General features: G+C 69.4%; 19 protein-coding genes. 8 read left to right on the top strand and 11 right to left on the bottom strand.

Features of this window, described 5'->3' with window-relative positions:
* Positions 1-338: 338 nt before the first annotated feature.
* The gene (locus C1J00_RS12125) at positions 339-1607 is read left to right on the top strand and encodes an MFS transporter (protein ID WP_102909054.1); all 1269 of its coding nucleotides are present in this window, start codon (positions 339-341) and stop codon (positions 1605-1607) included.
* Between the two features lie 88 nt (positions 1608-1695).
* Here C1J00_RS12125 and C1J00_RS12120 read toward each other — a convergent pair whose 3' ends face one another.
* Positions 1696-2475 (bottom strand): fumarylacetoacetate hydrolase family protein, encoded by a 780-nt coding sequence (locus tag C1J00_RS12120; RefSeq protein ID WP_102909053.1) that lies wholly within the window; start codon positions 2473-2475, stop codon positions 1696-1698.
* A gap of 187 nt (positions 2476-2662) precedes the next feature.
* On the opposite strand from C1J00_RS12120, the gene C1J00_RS12115 reads away from it, so the two are divergent.
* Complete coding sequence (locus tag C1J00_RS12115; RefSeq protein ID WP_102909052.1) at positions 2663-3694, top strand: LacI family DNA-binding transcriptional regulator; 1032 nt, start codon at positions 2663-2665, stop codon at positions 3692-3694.
* Between the two features lie 314 nt (positions 3695-4008).
* On the opposite strand, the gene C1J00_RS12110 is transcribed toward C1J00_RS12115, so the two are convergent.
* The gene (locus C1J00_RS12110) at positions 4009-4341 is read right to left on the bottom strand and encodes a hypothetical protein (protein WP_342751707.1); all 333 of its coding nucleotides are present in this window, start codon (positions 4339-4341) and stop codon (positions 4009-4011) included.
* Between the two features lie 108 nt (positions 4342-4449).
* Positions 4450-5016 (bottom strand): NADPH-dependent FMN reductase, encoded by a 567-nt coding sequence (locus C1J00_RS12105; RefSeq protein ID WP_245936315.1) that lies wholly within the window; start codon positions 5014-5016, stop codon positions 4450-4452.
* 406 nt (positions 5017-5422) lie between these two features.
* On the opposite strand from C1J00_RS12105, the gene eno reads away from it, so the two are divergent.
* The 6 genes from eno (at position 5423) to C1J00_RS12075 (ending at position 11624) form a co-directional block, all read left to right on the top strand.
* A complete protein-coding gene (eno, locus tag C1J00_RS12100) occupies positions 5423-6733 on the top strand; it encodes a phosphopyruvate hydratase (protein WP_102909050.1) in 1311 nt (436 codons plus the stop codon).
* Positions 6734-6792: 59 nt separating this feature from the next.
* Complete coding sequence (locus C1J00_RS12095) at positions 6793-7797, top strand: VOC family protein (RefSeq protein ID WP_102909049.1); 1005 nt, start codon at positions 6793-6795, stop codon at positions 7795-7797.
* A 42-nt stretch (positions 7798-7839) separates the two neighbouring features.
* Positions 7840-8397 carry a carboxymuconolactone decarboxylase family protein gene (locus tag C1J00_RS12090; RefSeq protein ID WP_102909048.1) on the top strand — a complete coding sequence of 186 codons (558 nt, stop codon included), beginning with the start codon at positions 7840-7842 and terminating at the stop codon, positions 8395-8397.
* Between the two features lie 34 nt (positions 8398-8431).
* Positions 8432-9541, top strand: coding sequence for an alcohol dehydrogenase catalytic domain-containing protein (locus C1J00_RS12085; RefSeq protein WP_180989516.1), 1110 nt, complete (start codon positions 8432-8434; stop codon positions 9539-9541).
* An 88-nt stretch (positions 9542-9629) separates the two neighbouring features.
* Positions 9630-10535, top strand: a complete 906-nt coding sequence (locus tag C1J00_RS12080; protein ID WP_102909046.1) for a LysR substrate-binding domain-containing protein — start codon at positions 9630-9632, stop codon at positions 10533-10535.
* Positions 10536-10757: 222 nt separating this feature from the next.
* Positions 10758-11624 (top strand): 3-hydroxybutyryl-CoA dehydrogenase, encoded by an 867-nt coding sequence (locus C1J00_RS12075; protein ID WP_102909045.1) that lies wholly within the window; start codon positions 10758-10760, stop codon positions 11622-11624.
* Between the two features lie 279 nt (positions 11625-11903).
* Here C1J00_RS12075 and C1J00_RS12070 read toward each other — a convergent pair whose 3' ends face one another.
* From C1J00_RS12070 to C1J00_RS12040, 8 genes are all read right to left on the bottom strand, one after another.
* On the bottom strand, positions 11904-13079 hold the full coding sequence (locus C1J00_RS12070) for an acyl-CoA dehydrogenase family protein (protein WP_102909044.1): 1176 nt from the start codon (positions 13077-13079) through the stop codon (positions 11904-11906).
* Positions 13080-13170: 91 nt separating this feature from the next.
* Positions 13171-14406, bottom strand: a complete 1236-nt coding sequence (locus C1J00_RS12065; RefSeq protein ID WP_102909043.1) for a CaiB/BaiF CoA transferase family protein — start codon at positions 14404-14406, stop codon at positions 13171-13173.
* 56 nt (positions 14407-14462) lie between these two features.
* A complete protein-coding gene (locus tag C1J00_RS12060; RefSeq protein WP_102909042.1) occupies positions 14463-14897 on the bottom strand; it encodes a zinc ribbon domain-containing protein in 435 nt (144 codons plus the stop codon).
* 244 nt (positions 14898-15141) lie between these two features.
* Positions 15142-15309 carry a hypothetical protein gene (locus tag C1J00_RS45220; protein WP_167455432.1) on the bottom strand — a complete coding sequence of 56 codons (168 nt, stop codon included), beginning with the start codon at positions 15307-15309 and terminating at the stop codon, positions 15142-15144.
* A 104-nt stretch (positions 15310-15413) separates the two neighbouring features.
* The gene (locus C1J00_RS12055; RefSeq protein ID WP_102909041.1) at positions 15414-17150 is read right to left on the bottom strand and encodes an amylo-alpha-1,6-glucosidase; all 1737 of its coding nucleotides are present in this window, start codon (positions 17148-17150) and stop codon (positions 15414-15416) included.
* A gap of 82 nt (positions 17151-17232) precedes the next feature.
* A complete protein-coding gene (locus C1J00_RS12050; RefSeq protein WP_102909040.1) occupies positions 17233-18057 on the bottom strand; it encodes a carbohydrate ABC transporter permease in 825 nt (274 codons plus the stop codon).
* Positions 18054-19037 (bottom strand): carbohydrate ABC transporter permease, encoded by a 984-nt coding sequence (locus C1J00_RS12045; protein WP_102909039.1) that lies wholly within the window; start codon positions 19035-19037, stop codon positions 18054-18056. Before C1J00_RS12045 ends, C1J00_RS12050 begins: the two co-directional genes overlap by 4 nt.
* 10 nt (positions 19038-19047) lie before the next feature.
* Positions 19048-20289, bottom strand: a complete 1242-nt coding sequence (locus C1J00_RS12040; RefSeq protein WP_102909038.1) for a sugar ABC transporter substrate-binding protein — start codon at positions 20287-20289, stop codon at positions 19048-19050.
* Positions 20290-20328 lie beyond the last annotated feature (39 nt).

Below are 20328 nucleotides of genomic sequence, written 5' to 3'. Positions count from 1 at the left end.
GAACTTGCCTTCATCGTTCTGGCAACGCCGACCGTGTGACCAGAGCATCGGCCGCACGGCATCTGGCTGTCGAAGACGCCATAGCCACGGACGTCCCCGACGGGCGACATACGGCTCGATCCCGCATGCGGCATCCGACCGCGCGGCTGCCCATCGCCCCCTTTTCGCCGGTCGGCGATCACTCGTCGAATGCCGGCTCGACCGAGCCGTGTTCAGCCCTCCCCTTCTCGCCTCACCGCATCCGGCCGCCGTGCCGCATCCGCCTGCCCGGCACATCCGCCTGCCCGGCAAATGCGTCCACCGCGGCCCCCGTGGCACATTCCTCCTCAGGAGCCGTAATGACTCAAGCAGCGCAAGTCGACACCAGTGCAGTGCCCGCCGACGACACGGAGGGGAGCAGCCGTCTTCCCCTTTCCAAGCCCATGATCGGGCTGGGATTTCTGCTGATCGTTCTCTCCTACATGGTCAATGCGATGGACCGCCAGGTCTTCCCTCCGCTGCTCCCCAACATCCGGGAGGAGTACGGATTCTCCCTGGAGCAGGGAGGGCTGCTGGCCACGAACTTCACCCTGGGCATGGCGCTGGCCGGACTGCCCGCGGGCTACCTCCTGGACCGCTTTCGCCGCAAGACCGTGCTGATCGCCAGCATCGTGATCTACTCCCTGGGCACGATGGCCACACCGCTGGCAACGGGTTTCGCCGACATGACCCTGTACCGGGTCGTCTCGGGCTTCGGTGAGGGCATGCAGTCCGCGGCGATCTTCGCGGCGATGGGTGCCTTCTTCGCCCACCGGCGCGGCCTCGCCTTCGGCGTGATCGGGGTGGGCTACTCCGTCGGCGTGTTCATCGCACCGCTGATCGGCGTCGAGCTCATGAGCATGCACGGCACCTGGCACTCGCCCTTCTATCTGTTCGGCACGGCGGGGCTGCTGATCGCCGCCGCCTCCCTGTTCCTCGTGAAGGCCGGTCTTACCGAGACCTCCGTCGAGAAGACCGTGTCGACCAGGACGTACGAGTACATGCCGGTCTCCGCGTACAACCGCAACACCATCGCCCTGACCGTCCACGCCGTCGTCAGCGGTGTGGCCATCTACGGGTTCCTCGGCCTGTATCCGACGTACCTGATCAGCTCGCTGAACTACTCCCCCGAGCAGGCGGCTCTGGCCATGAGCCTCCTCGGCTTCGGTGGTATGACGGCCATACTCGGCGGCTGGCTCGGGGACCGTGTGAACCAGCGCAACCTGCTGATCCTCAGCCTCCTCGCCGTCTCGGTCATCAGCGTGTGCATCTACGAGACGCGGGCCACGGTGGGCGTGCAGTGTGTGTTCGCCTTCCTCATGGGCGCCTTCGGACTGGGCTTCATCTACCCCAACACCAACAGCGCGATACAGCGGGCCGTCCGGCCGACCCAGATCGGGCGCGCTTCCGGCCTCTTCGTCACCGGCTACTACGGGCCGGCGGCATTCTCGGGCCTGCTCTTCGCCACCCTCGTGGAGGCCTTCGGCTGGAGCCGTGCAGGACTGCTCCAGGTCACGTTCCTGCCGTTGCTGGGTGTCGTCGCCCTGGCGTTCGTCCGGCCCGCGCAGTTCAACAACGCGGTCCGCTGACCACGTTCCGCCGGTACCCCAAGGGCCTGCCCACCGCCGAGCGGTGGGCAGGCCCCGTCGTTGCGGACGCCGGCGGGCGTCCCGCCGGTCAGCGGCTCTCGGCCACGACCGGATTGCGCAGGACGCCGATGCCCTCGATCTCCACCTCGACCTCGTCCCCGGGGCGTATCGGGCCGACACCGGAGGGCGTGCCGGTCATGATCACGTCCCCGGGGAGCAGCGTCAGGTAGCGGCTGAGGTAGCTGACGATCTCCGGAACCGGGAGCAGCAGGTCGGCCGTGCTCGCCGACTGCATGACGGTGCCGTTCACGCGGGTGGTCAGCGCGAGTCCCGAAGGGTCGAGTCCCGTCGTGATGACCGGCCCGAGGGGAGCGAAGGTGTCCTGCCCCTTCCCGATGAGCAGTGTTCCGAATGCGCTCTCCTTGCGCTGGACGATGCGGTCACTGACGTCATTGCCGCAGGTGTAGCCGAGGATGTGGTCAAGAGCATCGGAGGGCTTGACATGGCGGGCCTCCTTTCCGATGACGACGACCAACTCTCCCTCGAAATGAATGAGTTCACCGTCGGACGGATACACGATCGCGTCGCCCGGACCCACTACCGCCGTACTCGGCTTCATGAAGCACACCGGCATCTCGGGGATCTCACGGTCGGTCTCGTCGACATGTGAGGCGTAGTTGTACGCGAATCCGAAAATCCGGGGCCGATCGACCGGCGAGAGGAATACGACGTCACCGGCCTGGTCGGTGTGACCCGTGGGGGACAAGCCGGTATAGGGATCGCCTTCGAATCTGGCGATGCCGACGTCCCCGGATTCGAGTTCTCCGTAATGACGTTCACCGCCCACGGCATATCTGACGATGCGCACGGACACCTCCGCAACTAGGCAGCCGCGGGCGGCTGCACGGCCCATCCAAGTAGTGCTAACGTTAGCACGAGAGTGCCAAACCGCCTTGGCGCCCTCGCTCTCGACGGCAACTGAGCGCAACACCGATGCTATCGTTGGCATACGGAAAGTGACGGCACGGGACCAGTCAGTCGAGGAGACTCCTTACGTGATCACGACCAGGGACATCGCCGAGCGCCTCGGCGTCTCCGTGTCGACGGTGGGACGGGCGCTGGCCGACGATCCGCGCATCAGCGAGGAGACCAAGTTCCGCGTCAGGCAGGCCGCTTCCGACATGGGGTACGTGGGCAACCGTGCGGCCCGGATGATGCGCGGTGCGTCCAGCAACGTGGTCGCGCTGGTGATTCCCGACATCCGCAACAGCTTCTACTCGACCATCGCGCACGAGTTGTCCAAGAACATGGAGTCCGAGGGCTTCCAGCTGATGCTGTCGGAGACGGACGACGACCGGACGGCGGAACTGCGCCACCTGCGGGAACTGTCCGCGAATCGCGTGGCCGGCGTCATCATCGTGCCCAGCGCGCGCCCGCACAGCGAGTCCGTCAAGCTTCTGCGCGCTCTCCCGCATGTGCAGTTGCTGCGCCGGCACCCGTCGCTGGGTTCGCAGTGGTTCGGCGTGGACGACCAGGAGGCACTGCGCCGGGCCACGGCCCATCTGGTGGCCCAGGGTCACACGCGCATCGCCTACCTCGGCGGCCCCGAGGAACTGCCCACCGGCGCCGAGCGTCTGCGCGGGTTCCGCAGTGCCCTGCGCGAAGGCGGCCTGCCGGACGACGCCGGGCGCGCTGAGCTGGGACCGCCGTCGTCGGTCGGCCACGGCCGCGAAACGGTACGACGGCTGCTGTCGGGACCGGACGTACCCACCGCGCTGGTGCTGGGGTCGATCCAGCTCACCCTCGGCGTCCTGGAGGAGCTGTCCCGGCAGGGCGTGAAGGTGCCACAGGAACTGTCCGTGGTCGGGTTCGGTGACGAGCCCGGGTTCTCCTGGTGGGGCCCCGGCCTCACCACGGTCGGCCTGCCCATCCAGGAGATGGCCACCGGCTGCGCGCTGTGGATGATTCGCCGGCTCAAGACCGAGCCGGGCAACGACGGCCCGTACACGGCGGTCTCCCCCGGGGCGTTGATCCTGCGCGGCAGCACGGCGTCCCCTGACGGGGGGACTCCGTCCAGGTCCGCCTGAGTCGGGGACGGGGCACCACCTCCGCGCCTGAGTCGGGGACGGGGCACCGCCTCCGCGCCTGAGTCGGGGACGGGGCACCGCCTCCGCGCCTGAGTCGGGGCGAAGGCGCGGACGACTGCGAGGGCGGAGCGCGCCGCGTCCGGCATCGGCCGCATGGGCAGGGGCCCTCACGTGAGCTGCTTGTCCGCCGGCAGCACCACTCGGTCGGCCGCGACATCGAAGCCGAGGACCGGGTGAAGAGGATCCGACTCCGGGGTCACCAGCACCGGTTGGCCAGCCGTCGCCCGATCGCCCGCAACAGACGGCACAGCACATCAACGCCGACCTGGCCCTGCAACTCCCGCACGTCCACGTCGAAGTCGATCCCCCGCCTCGTACGCCCGAGAGATCACCAGGAATCCAGGGACCGGCCGGCCCCGCGGCACCGCGTCGGCGCCCGCGCTGCGGGTCAGCATGTCCGCAGCACGCGGCAGCCGGATGACGACACCATCCTCGGAGTACTCGTACGACCGCCCCTGCGACCGCACCAGATCAAGCACGGCCTGCCGGTCCTCCGCCGAGGTGTCCGGGGCACGCGCGTCCGGCAGCGAACCCGTCACGACGGGGTCGAAGAAGCTCTTGACGTCGTCCCACAGCAGGTCGGGCATCACGCCCTGCTGCCCTGGGCCTCGCCGGAACGCGGCCTGGTCCCCGGACAAACCCACAGGGGCAGTGGCGCCCTCCGTACGCTGGCGCCCCTCCATACGTTGCGCCCCTCAGTACGTTTCCCTCCGCAGCCCCCGCATGACCGCCGCGGTGCGCACGAGCTCGTCGAGCATGTGCTCGGCCGCGGCCTCATGGATCTTGCCGGCCCGGAAGGCTCCGTCCTGGACGTGTTCACCGACGAACGGGATGCTCACGGTCGGGCCGATCGGCAGCATCCTCAGGTTGGCCACCACCTGCTTGGCCATCTGCACGGCCCTGGTGCCCGCCGAGACGCCTCCGTAGCTGACGAACGCGGCCGGCTTGTGCTGCCACTCCACGACGAGGTAGTCCCACGCGTTCTTCAGCGGGGCCGGGAAGCCTCCGTTGTACTCCGGGGTGACGAACACGAACGCGTCCGAGGCGTCGACGATACGGCTCCAGGTGCGGGTGTGGCTGTGCGTGTACTGCTGAAGAGCGGGCGGATGCGGCTCGTCGTAGAACGGGAGGCCGAGTTCGCGCAGGTCGACCATGTGTGAATCGAACTGCTCGCACTGCGCGGCCCGTGCGGTGAACCAGTCCGCGACGGACCGTCCCACGCGCCCTGGACGCGTGCTGGCCATGACTGTGGTCAGGGTCATGGGGGCCACAGAGGGCTCAGGGGTCATGAGGGCTCGCTTTCCTGTCGGCCGCGATCGGGCCCGGCGAGCCCGCGCTGCCTGTGCTGTCCGTCCGTCCAGGACAGGGCGGGCTCACCGGAGTCTCTTCCGCGGCGTCCCGGTCTCACCGGCGGGTTGTGCGAACGATAGCATCGACCTTGAGCGAGGCGAAGAGTGGCGCAGATCAGCAAGACAAGCGCACCTTGCAGCACCGCTCGCCTCTTGACAGAACCCCCGAGCGTTCGCACGATTGCGCTATCGTTAGCACAAGCTGAGCCGCAGCGGATGAACATGCCGCCCGCTGCGGGAGTGCCCCCTCCTTCTGGGTGGCAGGCCCGTGTAACCGCCCGGCGCCCCGATCACCCGAACTCCGAAAGGTCGCCCCGCCATGACAGACGCGCGGATCGCCGAGCTCTATGGCCGCAGGGTGTGGGATTCCCGCGGGCGCCCCACCGTGGAGGTCGAAGCTCATCTGGCGGACGGGGCGATCGGCCGGGCCATCGCACCGGCAGGCGCGTCGACGGGTCAGGGCGAGGCGCTCGACCTGCGTGACGGTGGCAGCCGCTTCGGCGGGCTGGACGTCCAGCGGGCGGTCGGTTCGGTGAACCACGAGATCGCCCCCGCGCTCCTGGACCGCGACGCGAGTGATCAGGAGGCCGTCGACCGGCTCCTGGTCGACCTCGACGGAACTCCCGACCGCGGCCGCCTCGGCGGCAACGCGATCGTCGCCACGTCCATGGCGGTCCTGCACGCCGCCGCGGCGTCGCAGGGCGTACCGCTGTGGCAGCACCTGGCGGGCGGACGGCCGGTCCGGATCCCGCTGCCGGAGATCCAGATCTTCGGCGGCGGTGCCCATGCGGACCGTCGCGTCGACGTCCAGGACTTCATGGTCGTGTGCCCTGCGGCGGGCAGCTTCTCCGAGGCCCTCGACTGGACCGCGGAGATCTACCGGGCGGCCGGCAGTCTGATGCGCAAGGCGGGCAAGGCCCAGGGTGTGGCCGACGAGGGCGGTTTCTGGCCCGCGTTCGACTCCAACGAGGAGGCCCTGGAAACGCTCACCCGGGCGATCGAGAAGGCCGGTTTCGCACCCTCGACGCAGGTCGGCATCTCGCTGGACATCGCGGCCTCGCAGTTCGGCAGCGGAGGGCGGTACACGCTGGCTCTGGACGACCGCACGCTGGACACCACAGCGCTGATCGAGATGCTGGGCCGCTGGATCGAGCAGTATCCGATCCTCTCCGTCGAGGACCCGGTGGGCGAGGACGACACCGAGGGCATGGTGGAGTTCACCCGGCGCCACGGCCACCACTGCCAGGTGATCGGAGACGACTACCTGGTCACCAATGCCAAGCGGGTGGAGGCCGCGGCCACCGGCGGGGCCGCCAACGCCGTCCTCGTCAAGCCGAACCAGGCCGGCACGGTCACGGAGGCGTTCCAGGCGCTGCGGGCCGGGAAGGACGCCGGCTTCGGCACCATCGTCTCGGCCCGGTCCGGTGAGAGCGAGGACGTCACCATCGCCCATCTCAGCGTCGGTTGGGACGCGGGACAGCTCAAGGTGGGCTCGTTCACCCGCTCCGAGCGCATGGCCAAGTGGAACGAGGTTCTGCGCATCGAGGAGTCCCTCGGCGAATCCGCGGAATTCAGCGGATGGTCCGCCTTCGCATTCTCCGATTCCGGCCCTTCTACGACCGAGCCGTAAAAGCAGTCCGAAGTATTACAGTCATCGAAATACAGAGCCGATCGGAGCACGGAGACCCCATGCTGCCACCCGTCAATTTGCGCCCGAGTTTCAACATCACCCGCGCCGGCCATGTCCGGCTCACCGTCGCCGATCTGGCCGAGAGCCGGAACTTCTACGTGAACGCCCTGGGGCTCGTCGTCAGCGACGAGGACGAGCGCACCTGCTACCTGCGCGGCCTGGCCGAGGCCTGCCACCACAGCCTCGTCCTGGAGCTCGACGAAGAGGGCGCGGGCACGTGCCGGAGGATCGGCTTCCGGGTCTCCTTCGACGAGGACCTCGATCTCGCGTACGCCTGGTTCCGCGACCGCGGCCTGCCCGCCGAGTGGGTGGACGCCCCATATCAGGGCCGTACCCTGCACGTCAGTGATCCCATCGGTACGCCGCTCGAACTGTGCGCGCACATGGAGACCCGGCCGCGGCTGCACATCGACTTCCAGCAGTACAAGGGCGCCCACGCGCAGCGGCTTGACCACTACCAGATCTTCGCGCCCGACGCCTACGAGCTGTGTGCCTTCTACAGCGAGCTGGGTTTTCGCAACTCGGAGTACCTGGAGCACGGCGACAAGCTGCTGAGCGCGTTCATGTACCGCAAGGGCACGTGCCTCGACCTCGCGATCGTCGAGAACAGCGGGCCCGCGCTGCACCACTTCGCCTACATCGTCTCCGAGAGCCGCGACATCTTCACCGCGTGCGACTGGGCGGGCATCCTCGGCTACGGCGAAGGGGTCGAGCGCGGCCCCGGGCGGCACGGTCCCGGCGGGATGCTGTTCGCCTACCTCCGCGACCCCGACGGCCACCGGGTCGAGGTCTTCAACAGCCACTACCAGACGATCGACACCGAAGTCGAGCCGGTGCGCTGGGACGCGGCATCGCTGAGCACGAATGTGCGGTGGGGGCTCCCCGCCCTGGAGAAGTGGTACTTCGAGGCGTCGCCGTTCGTCGGCGCGCCGCAGATTCCCCCTGCCGAGCAGCCGAATCCGATGTCGCTGGAGCGGTTCCTGCTGGAGCAGCCCCTCCCCTGACCTTCCGCCCGCACCGCACCGCACCGCACCCTAGGAGACGCCATGGCACGAGTTCCGTATCTGCGCCGCGAGGACGCGGACGAGTCGTTGAAGCCGCTGTACGACCGGCTGGAGACCGAACGCAAAGTCCCGACGGCGAACATCTTCCTCGCCCTCACCCACGCGCCCACCCAGCTGGACGCCTTCCTGACTTACGCCAACTCGCTGCGGGCCGCCGATCTCAGCCCCAGGCTGCGGGAACTGGCGATCCTGACCGTGGGTCACGCGACCCGGTCGGCGTACGAGGTCGCCCATCATCAGTCGCACGGCCTCAAGGCCGGGCTCACCGGGGAACAGCTCGCGGCGGTGGCCGACTTCGAGCACTCCGGCCTGTTCGACGAGACGGAGAAGGCGGTCATGCGACTCGCCAGGGAGTCCACCCTCCAGGTCGACGTCTCGGAGGAGACCTGGCAGGCCGCCGCCGCACACCTGACGAGCCGGCAAATGGTCGAACTGTCGTTGTCCGTCGCCTGGTACAACTCCGGCGTCCGCATCATGGGACTCCTGGACATCGACCTGGAAGACAATTATCCGGACCCGTTCGCCCATTCCCCGGTATAGGCACCGTACGGCTCATCATTTCAGGAGTATTTCCATGGCGAAAATGCTCGCCGCGCGACTGCACGAACTCGGTGCCCCGATGTCCGTGGACACGATCGACGTGCCCACGCCGAGGCCGACCGACGTGCTGGTGCGGGTCAAGGCATGCGGAATCGTGCCGAACATGGCCAATGTGATCAACAACTGGCCCACCTGGTACCCGCATCAGCCGCTGCCCCAGCTCCCCGCGATCTTCGGGCTCGACCCCGCGGGTGTGGTCGAGGCGGTCGGCGAGGCGGTGCTCAACACCAAGCCCGGCGACCGGGTCTACGTGAGCCCGCTGCGCTCCTGCGGCAGCTGCCAGGTGTGCCGCGGCGGTGAACTCAGCCGATGCCGCTACTTCACCCTGAACGGCTACTTCAGCACCTCCCGCGACGGCCAGCGGATCTTCGACCTCTACCCCTACGGCGGCTTCGCCGAGTACATGACCGCGCCGCAGCACGCGATCGTCAACATCCCCGACACCATGACGTTCGAGCAGGCCGGCAAGCTCGGCTACATCGGAACCTCCTACGGCGCCCTGAAGAACGCCGCGGCCGCTCCCGGGCAGGTGGCGCTGATCGACGGAGTCACGGGCACACTCGGTGTCGCCTCCACCCTCCTCGCGCTGGCGTCCGGTGTGTCCAGGGTTCTCGGCACCGGCCGCAACGAGGAACTCCTGAAGCGCGTCAAGGCGTTGGCGCCGGACCGCATCGAGGTCATGCGGCTGGGCGAGGGCTCCACCGGGGAGTGGGCCAAGTCCCGCACCGGCGGCGAGGGAGCGGACTTCGTCATCAGTGCGCTCGGCGCCAAGGCTCCGGTGGAGACGATGCTCGACTCCATGCAGGGCGTCCGCCGCGGCGGCAGGGTCGTCAACGTCGGCGGGGTGGCCGACCGGCTGCCCGTGGACGTGAAGTGGCTCATGGACGAGCAGGTCCAGCTGATCGGCTCCAACTGGTTCACCACCGCGCAGGGCCAGGAAGTCGCCGACATGGTGGCGACCGGGACCCTGGACCTGTCGTACCTGATCACCAAACCCTTCCCGCTGGCCGAGGTCAACGAAGCGATCTCGGGACGAGTGACGGATCGCGACGGTGGATTCAGTAACTACGTCGTGATCCCCTGAACCCGCAAGACGCCCCGAACTCGCCCCGCGGCGGTCCTGTTCTGCCCTGACGCCGCCGCGGGGTGATCCCGGCACGACGGAGGTACCGGTGGAACTGCGCTGGCTGGAGTCGTTCGTCGTCGTCGCGGAGGAACTGCACTTCGCCCGGGCCTCGGACCGTCTGCATCTCGCACCGTCGGCGCTCAGCGCCCAGATCAGAGCGCTGGAGTCCCACCTGGGTGTGCGGCTCGTCGACCGCGGGCGGCGGACTCGCCCGGCACTGACCGGTGCCGGACGGCTGTTCCTCGAAGAGGCGCGGCTGACCCTCGCTCAGGCCGCCCGGGCCGAGGCGGTGGGTCGGCGTGCCGGTCGTGGGGAGCTGGGACACGCGCAGATCGCGTACGTCGCCTCCGCGGCGTTCTCCGGGGTACTGACCGACGTCCTCACCCGCTGCGCGGCCCCTGGTACCGAACTGACGGTACAGGTACGGGAGTTGGAAACACCTGCCCAGCTGGAGGCGCTGGTCTGCGGGGACATCGACGTCGGTTTCCTGCGTTTCAGGCCGGAGTACCCACCCGAGGTCACGGCGACCTGCCTGCTCACCGAGCAGGTCGTCCTGGCGCTGCCGGCCGGAGCACCTCTCGCGGCGTACGACGCCGTCCCGGCGGCACAACTGCGCGACGAGTGCTTCGTGGCCCCGCACTTCGACGAGGAGTACGGCTGCCGCGACCAGATCCTCGAAGTGGCGGAACAGGGCGGTTTCAGTCCCCGGTGCGCTCCCCCGGTGCGGGACTTCATCGCGGCTCTGACCATGGTGGGCGGTGGTCTCGCGGTTGCCCTGGTGCCCAATTCGCTGCGCCGTGTCCAGATCCCGGGAGTGGCTTACCGGCCGCTGGCCGACGTGGCGCTGACCACCCGGCTGGTCGGCGCCTGCCGCAAGGGGGAGACCTCGCCTGCGGTACGCGGCGTGATCCGCCGGCTGCGGGAGGCCGCCGCCGCGACGGCCACAGCCTGAAGCATCGTCCCGTCAGGTGTCCGGCATGCCCCGGACACCCTTTCGGCATGCCTGGACGGCCAGGTGCCCGCACCCCCTCCAGCGGCGCACGTTTGTACGTGGATGGCGCACCGTCCGGGCAGGTCCGCGGGGGTGCACGCGGCCTACGCTCGACACGGCGGCACATCACCGTGCCGGGCACCGGCCGGCCGCCGCCCGGCCGAGGGACAGGCGGAGGAACACATGACAGCGATCAGACACGTGGGCGTCGTGGGCGCGGGCCAGATGGGCCGGGGCATCACCGAGGTGTGCGCCCGGGCCGGGCTGCACGTCACGTTGTGCGACGTGACCGAGGACCGGGCCCGGGCCGGACTGGCCGGCGTGGCCGACTCCCTGCTCAAGGCTGAGAAGCGCGGCGCCATCGTGCCCGAGGACCGCGCGCACGCCCTGGCCGGGATCTCGGTCACCGAGGATTTCTCCCGCCTGGGCGGGGCGGACCTGGTCATCGAGGCCGCCGTCGAGGACGAGCGCGCCAAGACGGCACTCTTCCGGCAGCTGGGCGACGTGGTCACGGACCCGGCGACCGTACTCGCCAGCAACACCTCCTCGATCCCCATCGCCCGGCTCGCGGCCGCTGCCGGCCGTCCGGAGACGGTGATCGGCCTGCACTTCTTCAACCCGGTCCCCGTCATGCCCCTGATCGAGATCGTCCCCTCCCTGCACACCTCGAAGAGCACCGAGCAGCGCGTACGGGCCTTCGCGGGTGACGTCCTGGGCAAGCGAACGATCGTCGCGCAGGACCGCGCGGGCTTCGTGGTGAACTCCCTGCTGGTTCCCTACCTGTTGGCCGCGGTGCGCATGGTCGCCTCCGGCACGGCCACCGCGGAGGACATCGACACGGGCATGACGGCCGGGTGCGCTCATCCCATGGGGCCGCTGCGTCTCGCCGACCTCATCGGACTGGACACCGTGGCGGCGATAGGCGAAGCGCTCTACACCGAGTACCGGGAGCCGTTGTACGCCCCTCCCCCGCTGCTGCGCCGCATGGTCGAGTCGGGTCTGCTGGGCCGCAAGTCGGGGCAGGGCTTCTTCGACTACCAGCCCGCTTGAGCGGAGGGCCGAACCGGACCAGGAGGCGCTGGTGTTCCACGGCAGCCGGTTCCGACGCCTGGCCGGCTGAGGGGTGGACAGCAAACGCGAGAGCTCCCGCCCCCTGTCACGTGACAGGGGGCGGGAGCTCTCGCCGTGGTGGGTGTCTCAGCCGGCCGACCGGCGGGTGGCCACTGCCCGGGTCAGCTGGGGAGCCACGGCGAACAAGTCAAGCCCTCGGCTCCTCCGACCCCGCGTCCGCCGGAGACGACGGCCGCCTCCTCCTCCGGTTCCGGGTGGTCAGCGGAACGCCGGATAGCCGGTGATCGCCTGACCGACGACGAGCGTGTGCATCTCGTCGGTGCCCTCATACGTACGGACGGACTCGAGGTTGTTGGCGTGACGCAGGGGCGAGTACTCCAGGGAGACGCCGTTGGCGCCGAGGACGGTGCGGCACTCCCGCGCGATGGCGATGGCTTCCCGGACGTTGTTGAGCTTGCCCACGCTGATCTGCTCGGGCCGGATGCGGTGCTGGTCCTTCAGCCGGCCCAGGTGCACGGCGAGGAGCGCGGCGCCGCCCAGGGACACGGACATGTCGGTGAGCTTCCTCTGGGTGAGCTGGAAGGCGCTGATCGGCTTGCCGAACTGCACGCGGGAGTCGGCGTAGCCGATCGCGGTCTGCAGCGAGTCCCGGGCCGCGCCCAGGACGCCGAAGAGGATGCCGAAGCGGGCCTCGTTCAGGCAGGACAGCGGTCCGCGCAGGCCCTCTGCCAAGGGCAGCCGCGCGGAGTCGGGCAGCCGGACCTGGTCGAAGTAGAGCTCGGAGGTGATGGAGGCTCGCAGCGACATCTTCTGCTTGATGTCCTGCGTGGTGAAGCCTGGGGTGCCGCGGGGCACGAGGAAGCCGCGGACACCGTCCTCGGTCTGCGCCCAGACGGTGGCGACGTCGGCGATGCCGCCGTTGGTGATCCACATCTTGGAGCCGTTCAGGATCCAGTCGTCACCGTCGCGGACGGCTTTGGTGCGCATGCCGGAGGGGTCGCTGCCGAAGTCTGGTTCGGTCAGGCCGAAGCAGCCGATCGCCGCGCCGGCGGCCAGCCGGGGTAGCCACTCCTGCTTCTGCTCCTGTGAGCCCCACTTCCAGATGGAGAACATCGACAGCGAGCCCTGCACGGAGACGAAGCTGCGGAAGCCGGAGTCCGCCGCCTCCAGCTCCAGGCATGCCAGACCGTAGCTCACCGCGTTCGTCCCGGCGCAGCCGTAGCCTTCGAGGTGCATGCCGAGCACACCCAACTTGCCGAGTTCCGGGGCGAGTTCGCGGGCGAAGTGCGCGTTCTCGAACCACTCGCCGATGTGCGGGCGCACCCGGTCGGCGAGGAACTTGGCGACGGTGGCCTGGATCTCGCGCTCCTCGTCGGTGAGGACGGATGCGATGTCGAGCAGGTCGAGGGGGTCCTTCAGGGGCGTGCCGCTCATGCTGGGGTTCCTTGTCATCAGGGTAGGAGAAGCGAGGTCGGTGAGGTGCCGGTGCCGGTGCCCCGTGCGGCGGCCTGGGCCGCGCTGGGCGTCACCCGGAGGCATCGTCGGAGCGGTCGAGCGGGCCGTCGAGGATCTCCGCGGTGTGCCGGCCCAGGCCGGGCGGCGGGAGGAGGTACCGAGCGGGTGTCCCGCTCAGCGCTATGGGGTGCGCCACCTGGCGGGAGGGTGTGCCCTCGCCGCTGCCAACGGCTGCGCCGGGGATGTCGACGATGCCGGGAAGGCCGAGCCGGTGGGCGAAGGCGAAGGCTTCGTCGAGGGTGTTGACCGGCCCGGCGGGCACCCCTGCCGCGAGCAGGACGGTCGACCAGTGGTCGGCGCTCGCCGCACCGAGCCGCCTGGTCAGGATGTCCCGCAGTTCGACGCGGTGGGCGACCCGGTCCGCGTTGGTGCGGAAACGGTCGTCGTGGGCGAGACCGGGCTTCCCGACGGCCTCGCACAGCGCCGCGAACTGCCGGTCGTTGCCCACCGCGAGAGCGATCGGTCGATCGGCGGTGGGGAGGGTTTCGTACGGCGCGATGCTCGGGTGCGCGTTGCCCATGCGGCCCGGGACCACACCGGCGACGGCGAACGCCGAGGCCTGGTTGACCATGGCCGACAGCAGCGAGGTGAGGAGATTCACCTCCACCAGTTGGCCCTGGCCGGTGGCGTCGCGGTGCCGGAGGGCCGCCAGGATGCCGAGGGAGGCATGCAGCCCGGTGATCACGTCGACAAGGGCTACGCCTGCCTTCATCGGTTCCCCGTGTGTCTGCCCGGTCACGCTCATCAGGCCTCCGACGGCCTGCACGAGCAGGTCGTATCCGGGGATCGCCGCGCCCGCGCCGCTGCCGAAGCCGCTGATGGAGCAGTAGATCAGCTCCGGGTGCCGCTCACGGAGCTCCGTGTGGCCGAGGCCCAGCCGCTCCATCGTGCCGGGCCGGAAGTTCTCCACCAGCACGTCGGATCCGGCGATCAGGTCGTGTGCCTGTGCGCGTCCGGCCTCCTCGGTCAGGTCCAGGACGATCGACCTCTTGTTCCGGTTGACGCTCAGGAAGTAGGTCGAGATGCCGTCCTGATCCGCCGGCGGGTGCCACGCCCGGGTGTCGTCCCCCGTGCCGGGCCGCTCGATCTTGATCACGTCGGCGCCGAGGTCGGCGAGGAGCATGGTGGCGTACGGCCCCGCGAGAACCCTGGAGAAGTCGGCGATGCGCAGGCCGTCCAGGGCACCGCGCCCCGCTGCACGGGGGTCGTCGGCCCGTCCGTCCGGCTTCTGGTGCTGCCTGCTCATGCGCTGCCCTCCCTGATCGCCCCGGCCGGCCGCGGGCGTGGCGGGGCCGGGTCCCTTCACCACCAGCGCTCCAAGGACGTCGCCCGGTGGGTGAGTTCGACCAGGGGAAACCCTTGGCCGCGCGGAGCCGCGCCCCGCACGACGCGTACTCTCGCCCCGACCGCGACCACGACCGGTTCCGTGCCGGTGACCTGGCAGACCAGGTTGAAGCCCTCGGCCATCGCGACGAACCAGGTGTTGAGCGGGGCCTGGCCGCTACGGCGAACGAGGACCCCGGCGCCGGTGCTGCGCTCCCGCTCGAAGGTGGTGGCTCCGCAGGCACGGCAGAACGAGCGACGGTAGGCAGGGGTGCCGCACCAGAGGCACCGCTGGAAGAAGAGGTGGCGGTCGGCCGTCGGCGGTGGCGGCTCGGCCGTCGCCGTCATCTCCTGGGCATCCGCCTCGGTGTCTTCCTTGAGCTTGTCGTGTTCGCGGCTCTCTGTCCGGAGCATCGCGGCCTCCCCTACGCGGTTCGGTGACCGACAGCGGATGATCGGCATCCGCTGTCCCCATCACCTTGGCCCGGCCGCGAAGAGGAGGTCAACGACGGGTTGACGCATCTTTGTGCGCGGAAAACGCTCCGTCTGTCCAGCTCAGAGGGCTGCGCCAGCACTGGGCTCAGCCGAAGGACGCCGGTGTTCGGCCGGCGGACCGCAGGTCCGGTGGCAGGGCGCCACCGGACCTCAGGGCTGACTGTCAGCGTCGGCGAGCCCAGCCGGCGCCGACTCCGGCCACCTGCAGAGCCAGGCACATCAGGCCCAGCAGCATGACGTTGGTCGAAGAGAACACATCGTTGGTGCCGAGTTCTGCCGCGTTGATCAGGAACGCCACGAAGAACAACACCGCCGCGACTATGCCGAGCATGAGACGAGCTCCTCTCCAAGGGGGTGAAGCCCGTATGCCCCGCCTCCGCCCGCGGACACCCGGGCGGCGCGAGGGGCCGGTCGGACAGTGCGGGGGCGGCCCGGTCAGCGGCCGTCTCGGTGTGCGTGTGCTTCGGCGAGGAGGAGGTAGCTGCTGGCGGTCCAGGTGTACGCGCGGTCGCGCAGGCCTTTTCCGGTCAGCGCGTCGAAGTTCTCGGCGAAGCCGTGGGTTTCGCACAGGGCGCGGAAGCGGGCGCTGATGTCGTCCGCGAGGCGTTCGTGGCCGGCGCGGCGCAATCCGTCCTCGATGAGGACGGTGGCGGGGGCCCAGATGGGGCCGCGCCAGTAGCCGTCGGCGAGGTAGTGCGGTGAGGTGGGCAGTTCGGTGGCGAGGCCGTAGGGCGTGAGGTGGGCCTTGATGCGGTCGGCCAGTGTGCTGCTGACGCCGGCGGGCAGGTGCTCGCCGAGGACGACGGGCATCAGGTCGAGGAGGCTGGAGCTGCTCCAGGTGTCCCCGGTGCCGACTCCCCTGGCCACGAACCTGTCGGTGGCCCAGAGCCGGCCGAGCAGCGCCGTCTGAGTGTCCTCGGCTGCCTGCGTCCACCGGCTCGCCTCGTCACGCTTGTCCAATGCGGCGGCCAGGTCGGCCAGTTCGTGCAGCTGGAGGACGAGGAAGGCGGCCAGGTCGGCGGATTCGATGACCCGCTCGGGGTCGAAGGTGGTGGCGTTGTCCCAGCCGCTGTCGTTGCCGTGCTGGTAGTGGGGCAGGTCGGCGCCGGGTGCTCGCCGCGCGGTGAGCCAGAAGCCGGTCCAGCGTTCCAGTCGGTCGTAGGTCTGGGCGAGCTCGGCGGGTCCGGGGGGTGTCGGCAGCCGCCGGCGCAGGTGGCCGAAGGTCCAGCCGTGGATGGGCGGTTTGACGAAGTTGTAGAGGACTTCGGAGTGGGTGACGGAGTCGGGCAGGGCGCCGCTGTCGTCCTGGTGGTCGAAGGGCAGGGCGAACTGGTCGAGGGCCAGGTCGGGACAACCGGGTGCCAGAGCCAGGGCGTTGAAGCAGTGGTCCCAGCTCCAGACCTTGTCCATCCAGTGCTTGGACATCAGCACGGCGGGCCGGGTGACCAATCCGGTGGGGCGTACGGTGGCCGACCAGACGACGTAGGCGGCGAGTTCGGCGGCGGGGGTGTCGGACGAGCGCCACGGAGCCACCTTGTCGACGAAGTCCGCGAACCGGGTCTGCGCGGCCTCGGTGACCGCGTCGAACGGCGCCGTGGACGCGTACGGCGGTCGGGCGGTGTCGAGTTCCTCGATCGCGATCTCCCAGTGGCCGCCGGCCTCCGCTGTCACGGCGAGGCCGCGGAGGCCGCTGCCCAGGGCCTGGGTACCGGGGGTCTCGGTGACGGTGCCGGACAGAACGGTGACGCGGTAGCGGCGTCCGGTCTCGTAGGACGTGAACACGTGGGCGTCCGCCGCCGGGTCGCGGAAGAAGTACGTTCCGCTGAACGGGGTGAGCGTTCGCGCGGCAGCGTCGACGCTGATACCGAGACCGATCCCCCGCAGGCGTACGGTGTCGGGCGACTCGTAGGAGAGGTCGATGCGTCCGCTCGTGCTGATCCAGCTGAGCAGGCCCGGTGTGGTCTCGACGTGGGTCTCGGACCGGTCGCCCGTCACCGGGTCCCGGGGCACGAGACGCAGGACGGCGTGCATGCCGTTCTGGTGCGAGACGAGGTGCAGGTCCTCGGCGTAGGTCTTCTCCGCCACCACGGGTGAGATGTCGAACCAGGACCCGTGGGTGCTGAACGGGATGTCGTGGACGGAGAAGGCCGGGCCGGATCGGGGGGCGGTCATGAAGCTGACTCGTTTCTCGAGCAGGGGTCACCGGCCGGCCGGCAGGCAGGCGGCTCAGTCGTGGCGGGGAGGGTGCAGGTGGTCAGTCCTTGACGGCCCCGGCGGTCACACCGGCGGCGACATAGCGCTGGGCGAGGACGAGGATGACCGCGGCGGGCAGCGAGGCCACGACGGCGGTGGCCATGATGGCGTTCCACTCCTGGTTGTTGTTGCCGATGTAGTGGTAGATGCCGAGGGTGATCGGCTCGTGGGCGCCGCCGTTGACGAGGGTGCCGGCGAAGACGAAGTCGGACCAGGACCACAGGAACGCGAACAGCGAGACCGTGACGACGGCGTTGCGGCTCATCGGCAGGACGACGGACCAGAAGGTCCGCAGGGCCCCCGCTCCATCGGTCTTCGCGGCCTGGAGCAGTTCACCGGGGATGCCGGACATGAACGCGGTGAAGATGAGCACGCCGAAGGGGACGGCCAGCGTGGAGTCGGCGACGATCAGGCCGGGGACGGACTGGAGCAGGCCGAGCTGGAGGTAGATGGCGTAGAAGCCCATCGCCATGATGATGCCGGGGATCATCTGGGCTGCCAGGAGCACGAAGTTCAGGATGCCGCCGCCGCGTGGGCGCAGCTTGGCCAGGGCGTAGCCGGCGGGGGCGGACAGGGCGACGGTCAGGACGACGGTTCCCAGACCGATGACGAGGCTGGTGCCGAGGTAGGGCAACTGCTCGTCGAGGACGGTGCGGTAGCCGTCCAGTGTGCCGTGGGCGGGGAAGAGGTCCGGTGGGCTCTTGCGCATGTCCCGGGCCGGGGTGAGGGACACGTTGAGCATCCAGTAGACCGGGAAGAGCATGAGTGCGGTCAGCAGCAGGCCGAGGGCCGTCTTCCACCACGTGCGGCCGGTGCGTCGGTTCATGACAGCGCCTGCTTTCGCTGGACCTTGAGGTAGATCAGGCCGAAGACCAGAGCGGCGACGACCAGCAGGTTGCCGACGGCCGCGCCGGGCCCGAAGGCGGGCAGGAGGTTGCCGAAGCCGAGTTGGTAGGACCAGGTGGCGAAGGTGGTCGACGAGTCGGCCGGGCCGCCCTTGGTCATGATCCAGATGATGTCGAAGACCTTGAGCGTGTAGATCAGGCCGAGGAGAAGGGTGATCGCGGACACCGGGCGCAGCAGCGGGAAGGTGATGCGCCAGAACCGCTGCCAGGCGTTCGCGCCGTCCAGGGCGGCGGCCTCGTACAGGCTGGCGGGGATGGACTGCAGGCCGCTGTGGAGCACCACCAGGTTGAAGGGGACGCCGATCCAGATGTTGGCGATGATCACCGAGGTCAGCGACCAGGACGGCGAGGTCAGCCAGTTCACCGGCCCGATACCGACGGCGTGCAGGGCCGCGTTGACGATGCCGGAGTCACTGTTGAGCATCCACGACCAGGTGGACGCCGACACGATCAGCGGCAGCAGCCACGGCACCAGGAACAGGGCGCGCAAGGTCGCCGACAGCCGGAAGTGCTGGGTGAAGAAGACCGCGAGGGCGAGGCCGATGGCGTACTGGAAGAGCAGGCAGACGCCGGTGAAGACCACGGTGTGGAGCAGGGCGGGGGCGAAGGTCGGGTCGTCGAGGACGGTCCGGTAGTTCTCGATGCCGGTGAAGGGCGCGTTGCCCTGGACGAAGGAGCGGACGGTGTAGTCGCGCAGGCTCAGGTCGAGGTTGCGGTAGAGCGGATAGGCGTAGAAGAGGGCCAGGTAGAGGGTCACCGGGGCGAGGAACGCCCAGGCGGCCCACTGCTCGGAGGCCGGACGGCGCCGTGCGCGCGCGGGGGCCGGGGGCGGGGCGGCGATGGCCGCCCCGTTCCGGACGTGCGCCGACGGGTGGTCCGGCGGATGGGTCGTCTGTTTCATCGGGCCCTCGTCACTCGGCCGCGGCCTGCGCCGAAGTGAGCGCGTCCTTCGGGGACTCGGCCCCGCTGAGGGCGGACTGGACGGCCTTCCACAACTGCTCGGAGATCTTCGGGTACTGGGTGCCGAGGTCGTCGCTGGTGCGCCCCTTGGCCGCCTTGACGGCCTCGACCCACGGCTTCAGCTCGGCGTTCGCCGCCACCTGCTTGGCCTGCACCTCGCCGGTGGGGGCCACGTAGGACAGGGTGGTGTCGGTGTCGTACAGGTTCTGGGTGCTGGTCAGGCAGGTCGCCAGCTTCTGGGACGTGGTGTAGCGGCCGGTGTCGCCCTGGACGGGGAGGGTGACGAACTCGCCACCGGTCGGGGCGGCGGCGCTGCCCCCGTCGGCACCCGGTATCGGCAGGACGCCGTACTCGAAGCCGGCCTTCTCGGCGTTGGCGAGCTGCCACGTTCCGTTCTCGGCGAAGGCGTAGTCACCACCGGCGAACTCCTGCCAGCTGGTGGTCTGTGTGTTGTTGATGACCGAGTTGGGGGCGTAGCCCCGCCCCAGCCAGTCCTTCCACAGCGACAGGGCGGATACGGCCTGGGCGGAGTCCAGTTCGGTCAGCTTCGCGCCCGCTCCCCAGAACCACGGCAGGAACTGGAAGCTGCCCTCCTCCGTGCCGATCGCGGAGAACGTGATGCCCTTCTTGCCCGCCGCCTTCACCTTCGCCAGCGCGGCCGTCAGCGACTTCCAGTCCTTGACCGAGGCGATGTCCACCCCTGCCTCCTTCAGGACCTCCTTGTTGTAGTAGAGGGCCAGGGTGTTGGCGCCGATCGGGGTGCCGTACGTCTTGCCGTCCGACTGGCCGGCGGCCAGCAGGTTGGGGTCGGCCTTCGAGGTGTCCAGCTTGTTGTCCTCGGTGCTGGTGAGGACGCCCGCCTCGGCCAGGGTCGACACCACGGGGTTGTCGACGATGAGGACGTCCGCGGAGTTGTCCTGCTGGGCGGCCAGCAGCGCCTTGTTCGCCAGGTCGCTGGTGTCGAAGCCGGTCCTCTTGATCTTCACACCGGCCTTGGCGCCGCACTCGTCCAGCAGCTTCACCCAGGCCGAGCCCTTGGCGAACTGCGGGTAAGGATCCCAGACGGTGTACGTGCCGCTGTCGGCGCCCTTCGCGTCGGTGCTGCCCGAGCCGGAGGAACAGGCGGCACCGGTGACAGCGACGACGGTGGACAGGGCCACCGCGGTGATTCGGCGCCTCGAGGAGCTGTGCATGGCAGGTCCTTCGTTCTTGGCACACGGGTGCCGTGGGAG

This window comes from Streptomyces cahuitamycinicus, from assembly GCF_002891435.1.
Taxonomy (GTDB): Bacteria; Actinomycetota; Actinomycetes; order Streptomycetales; family Streptomycetaceae; genus Streptomyces; species Streptomyces cahuitamycinicus.
The sequence above is the reverse complement of the archived record's forward strand: the minus strand, read 5'-3'. Positions and strand labels throughout refer to the sequence as shown.

Excerpts from the sequence above, each read along its gene's own strand:
- C1J00_RS12125 (WP_102909054.1), top strand. The coding sequence starts at position 339 with ATGACTCAAGCAGCGCAAGTCGACACCAGTGCAGTGCCCGCCGACGAC.
- C1J00_RS12110 (WP_342751707.1), bottom strand. The coding sequence starts at position 4,341 with ATGCCCGACCTGCTGTGGGACGACGTCAAGAGCTTCTTCGACCCCGTC.
- C1J00_RS12105 (WP_245936315.1), bottom strand. The coding sequence starts at position 5,016 with ATGACCCTGACCACAGTCATGGCCAGCACGCGTCCAGGGCGCGTGGGA.
- eno (WP_102909050.1), top strand. The coding sequence starts at position 5,423 with ATGACAGACGCGCGGATCGCCGAGCTCTATGGCCGCAGGGTGTGGGAT.
- C1J00_RS12095 (WP_102909049.1), top strand. The coding sequence starts at position 6,793 with ATGCTGCCACCCGTCAATTTGCGCCCGAGTTTCAACATCACCCGCGCC.
- C1J00_RS12090 (WP_102909048.1), top strand. The coding sequence starts at position 7,840 with ATGGCACGAGTTCCGTATCTGCGCCGCGAGGACGCGGACGAGTCGTTG.
- C1J00_RS12085 (WP_180989516.1), top strand. The coding sequence starts at position 8,432 with ATGGCGAAAATGCTCGCCGCGCGACTGCACGAACTCGGTGCCCCGATG.
- C1J00_RS12075 (WP_102909045.1), top strand. The coding sequence starts at position 10,758 with ATGACAGCGATCAGACACGTGGGCGTCGTGGGCGCGGGCCAGATGGGC.
- C1J00_RS12070 (WP_102909044.1), bottom strand. The coding sequence starts at position 13,079 with ATGAGCGGCACGCCCCTGAAGGACCCCCTCGACCTGCTCGACATCGCA.
- C1J00_RS12065 (WP_102909043.1), bottom strand. The coding sequence starts at position 14,406 with ATGAGCAGGCAGCACCAGAAGCCGGACGGACGGGCCGACGACCCCCGT.
- C1J00_RS12060 (WP_102909042.1), bottom strand. The coding sequence starts at position 14,897 with ATGCTCCGGACAGAGAGCCGCGAACACGACAAGCTCAAGGAAGACACC.
- C1J00_RS45220 (WP_167455432.1), bottom strand. The coding sequence starts at position 15,309 with ATGCTCGGCATAGTCGCGGCGGTGTTGTTCTTCGTGGCGTTCCTGATC.
- C1J00_RS12055 (WP_102909041.1), bottom strand. The coding sequence starts at position 17,150 with ATGACCGCCCCCCGATCCGGCCCGGCCTTCTCCGTCCACGACATCCCG.
- C1J00_RS12050 (WP_102909040.1), bottom strand. The coding sequence starts at position 18,057 with ATGAACCGACGCACCGGCCGCACGTGGTGGAAGACGGCCCTCGGCCTG.
- C1J00_RS12045 (WP_102909039.1), bottom strand. The coding sequence starts at position 19,037 with ATGAAACAGACGACCCATCCGCCGGACCACCCGTCGGCGCACGTCCGG.
- C1J00_RS12040 (WP_102909038.1), bottom strand. The coding sequence starts at position 20,289 with ATGCACAGCTCCTCGAGGCGCCGAATCACCGCGGTGGCCCTGTCCACC.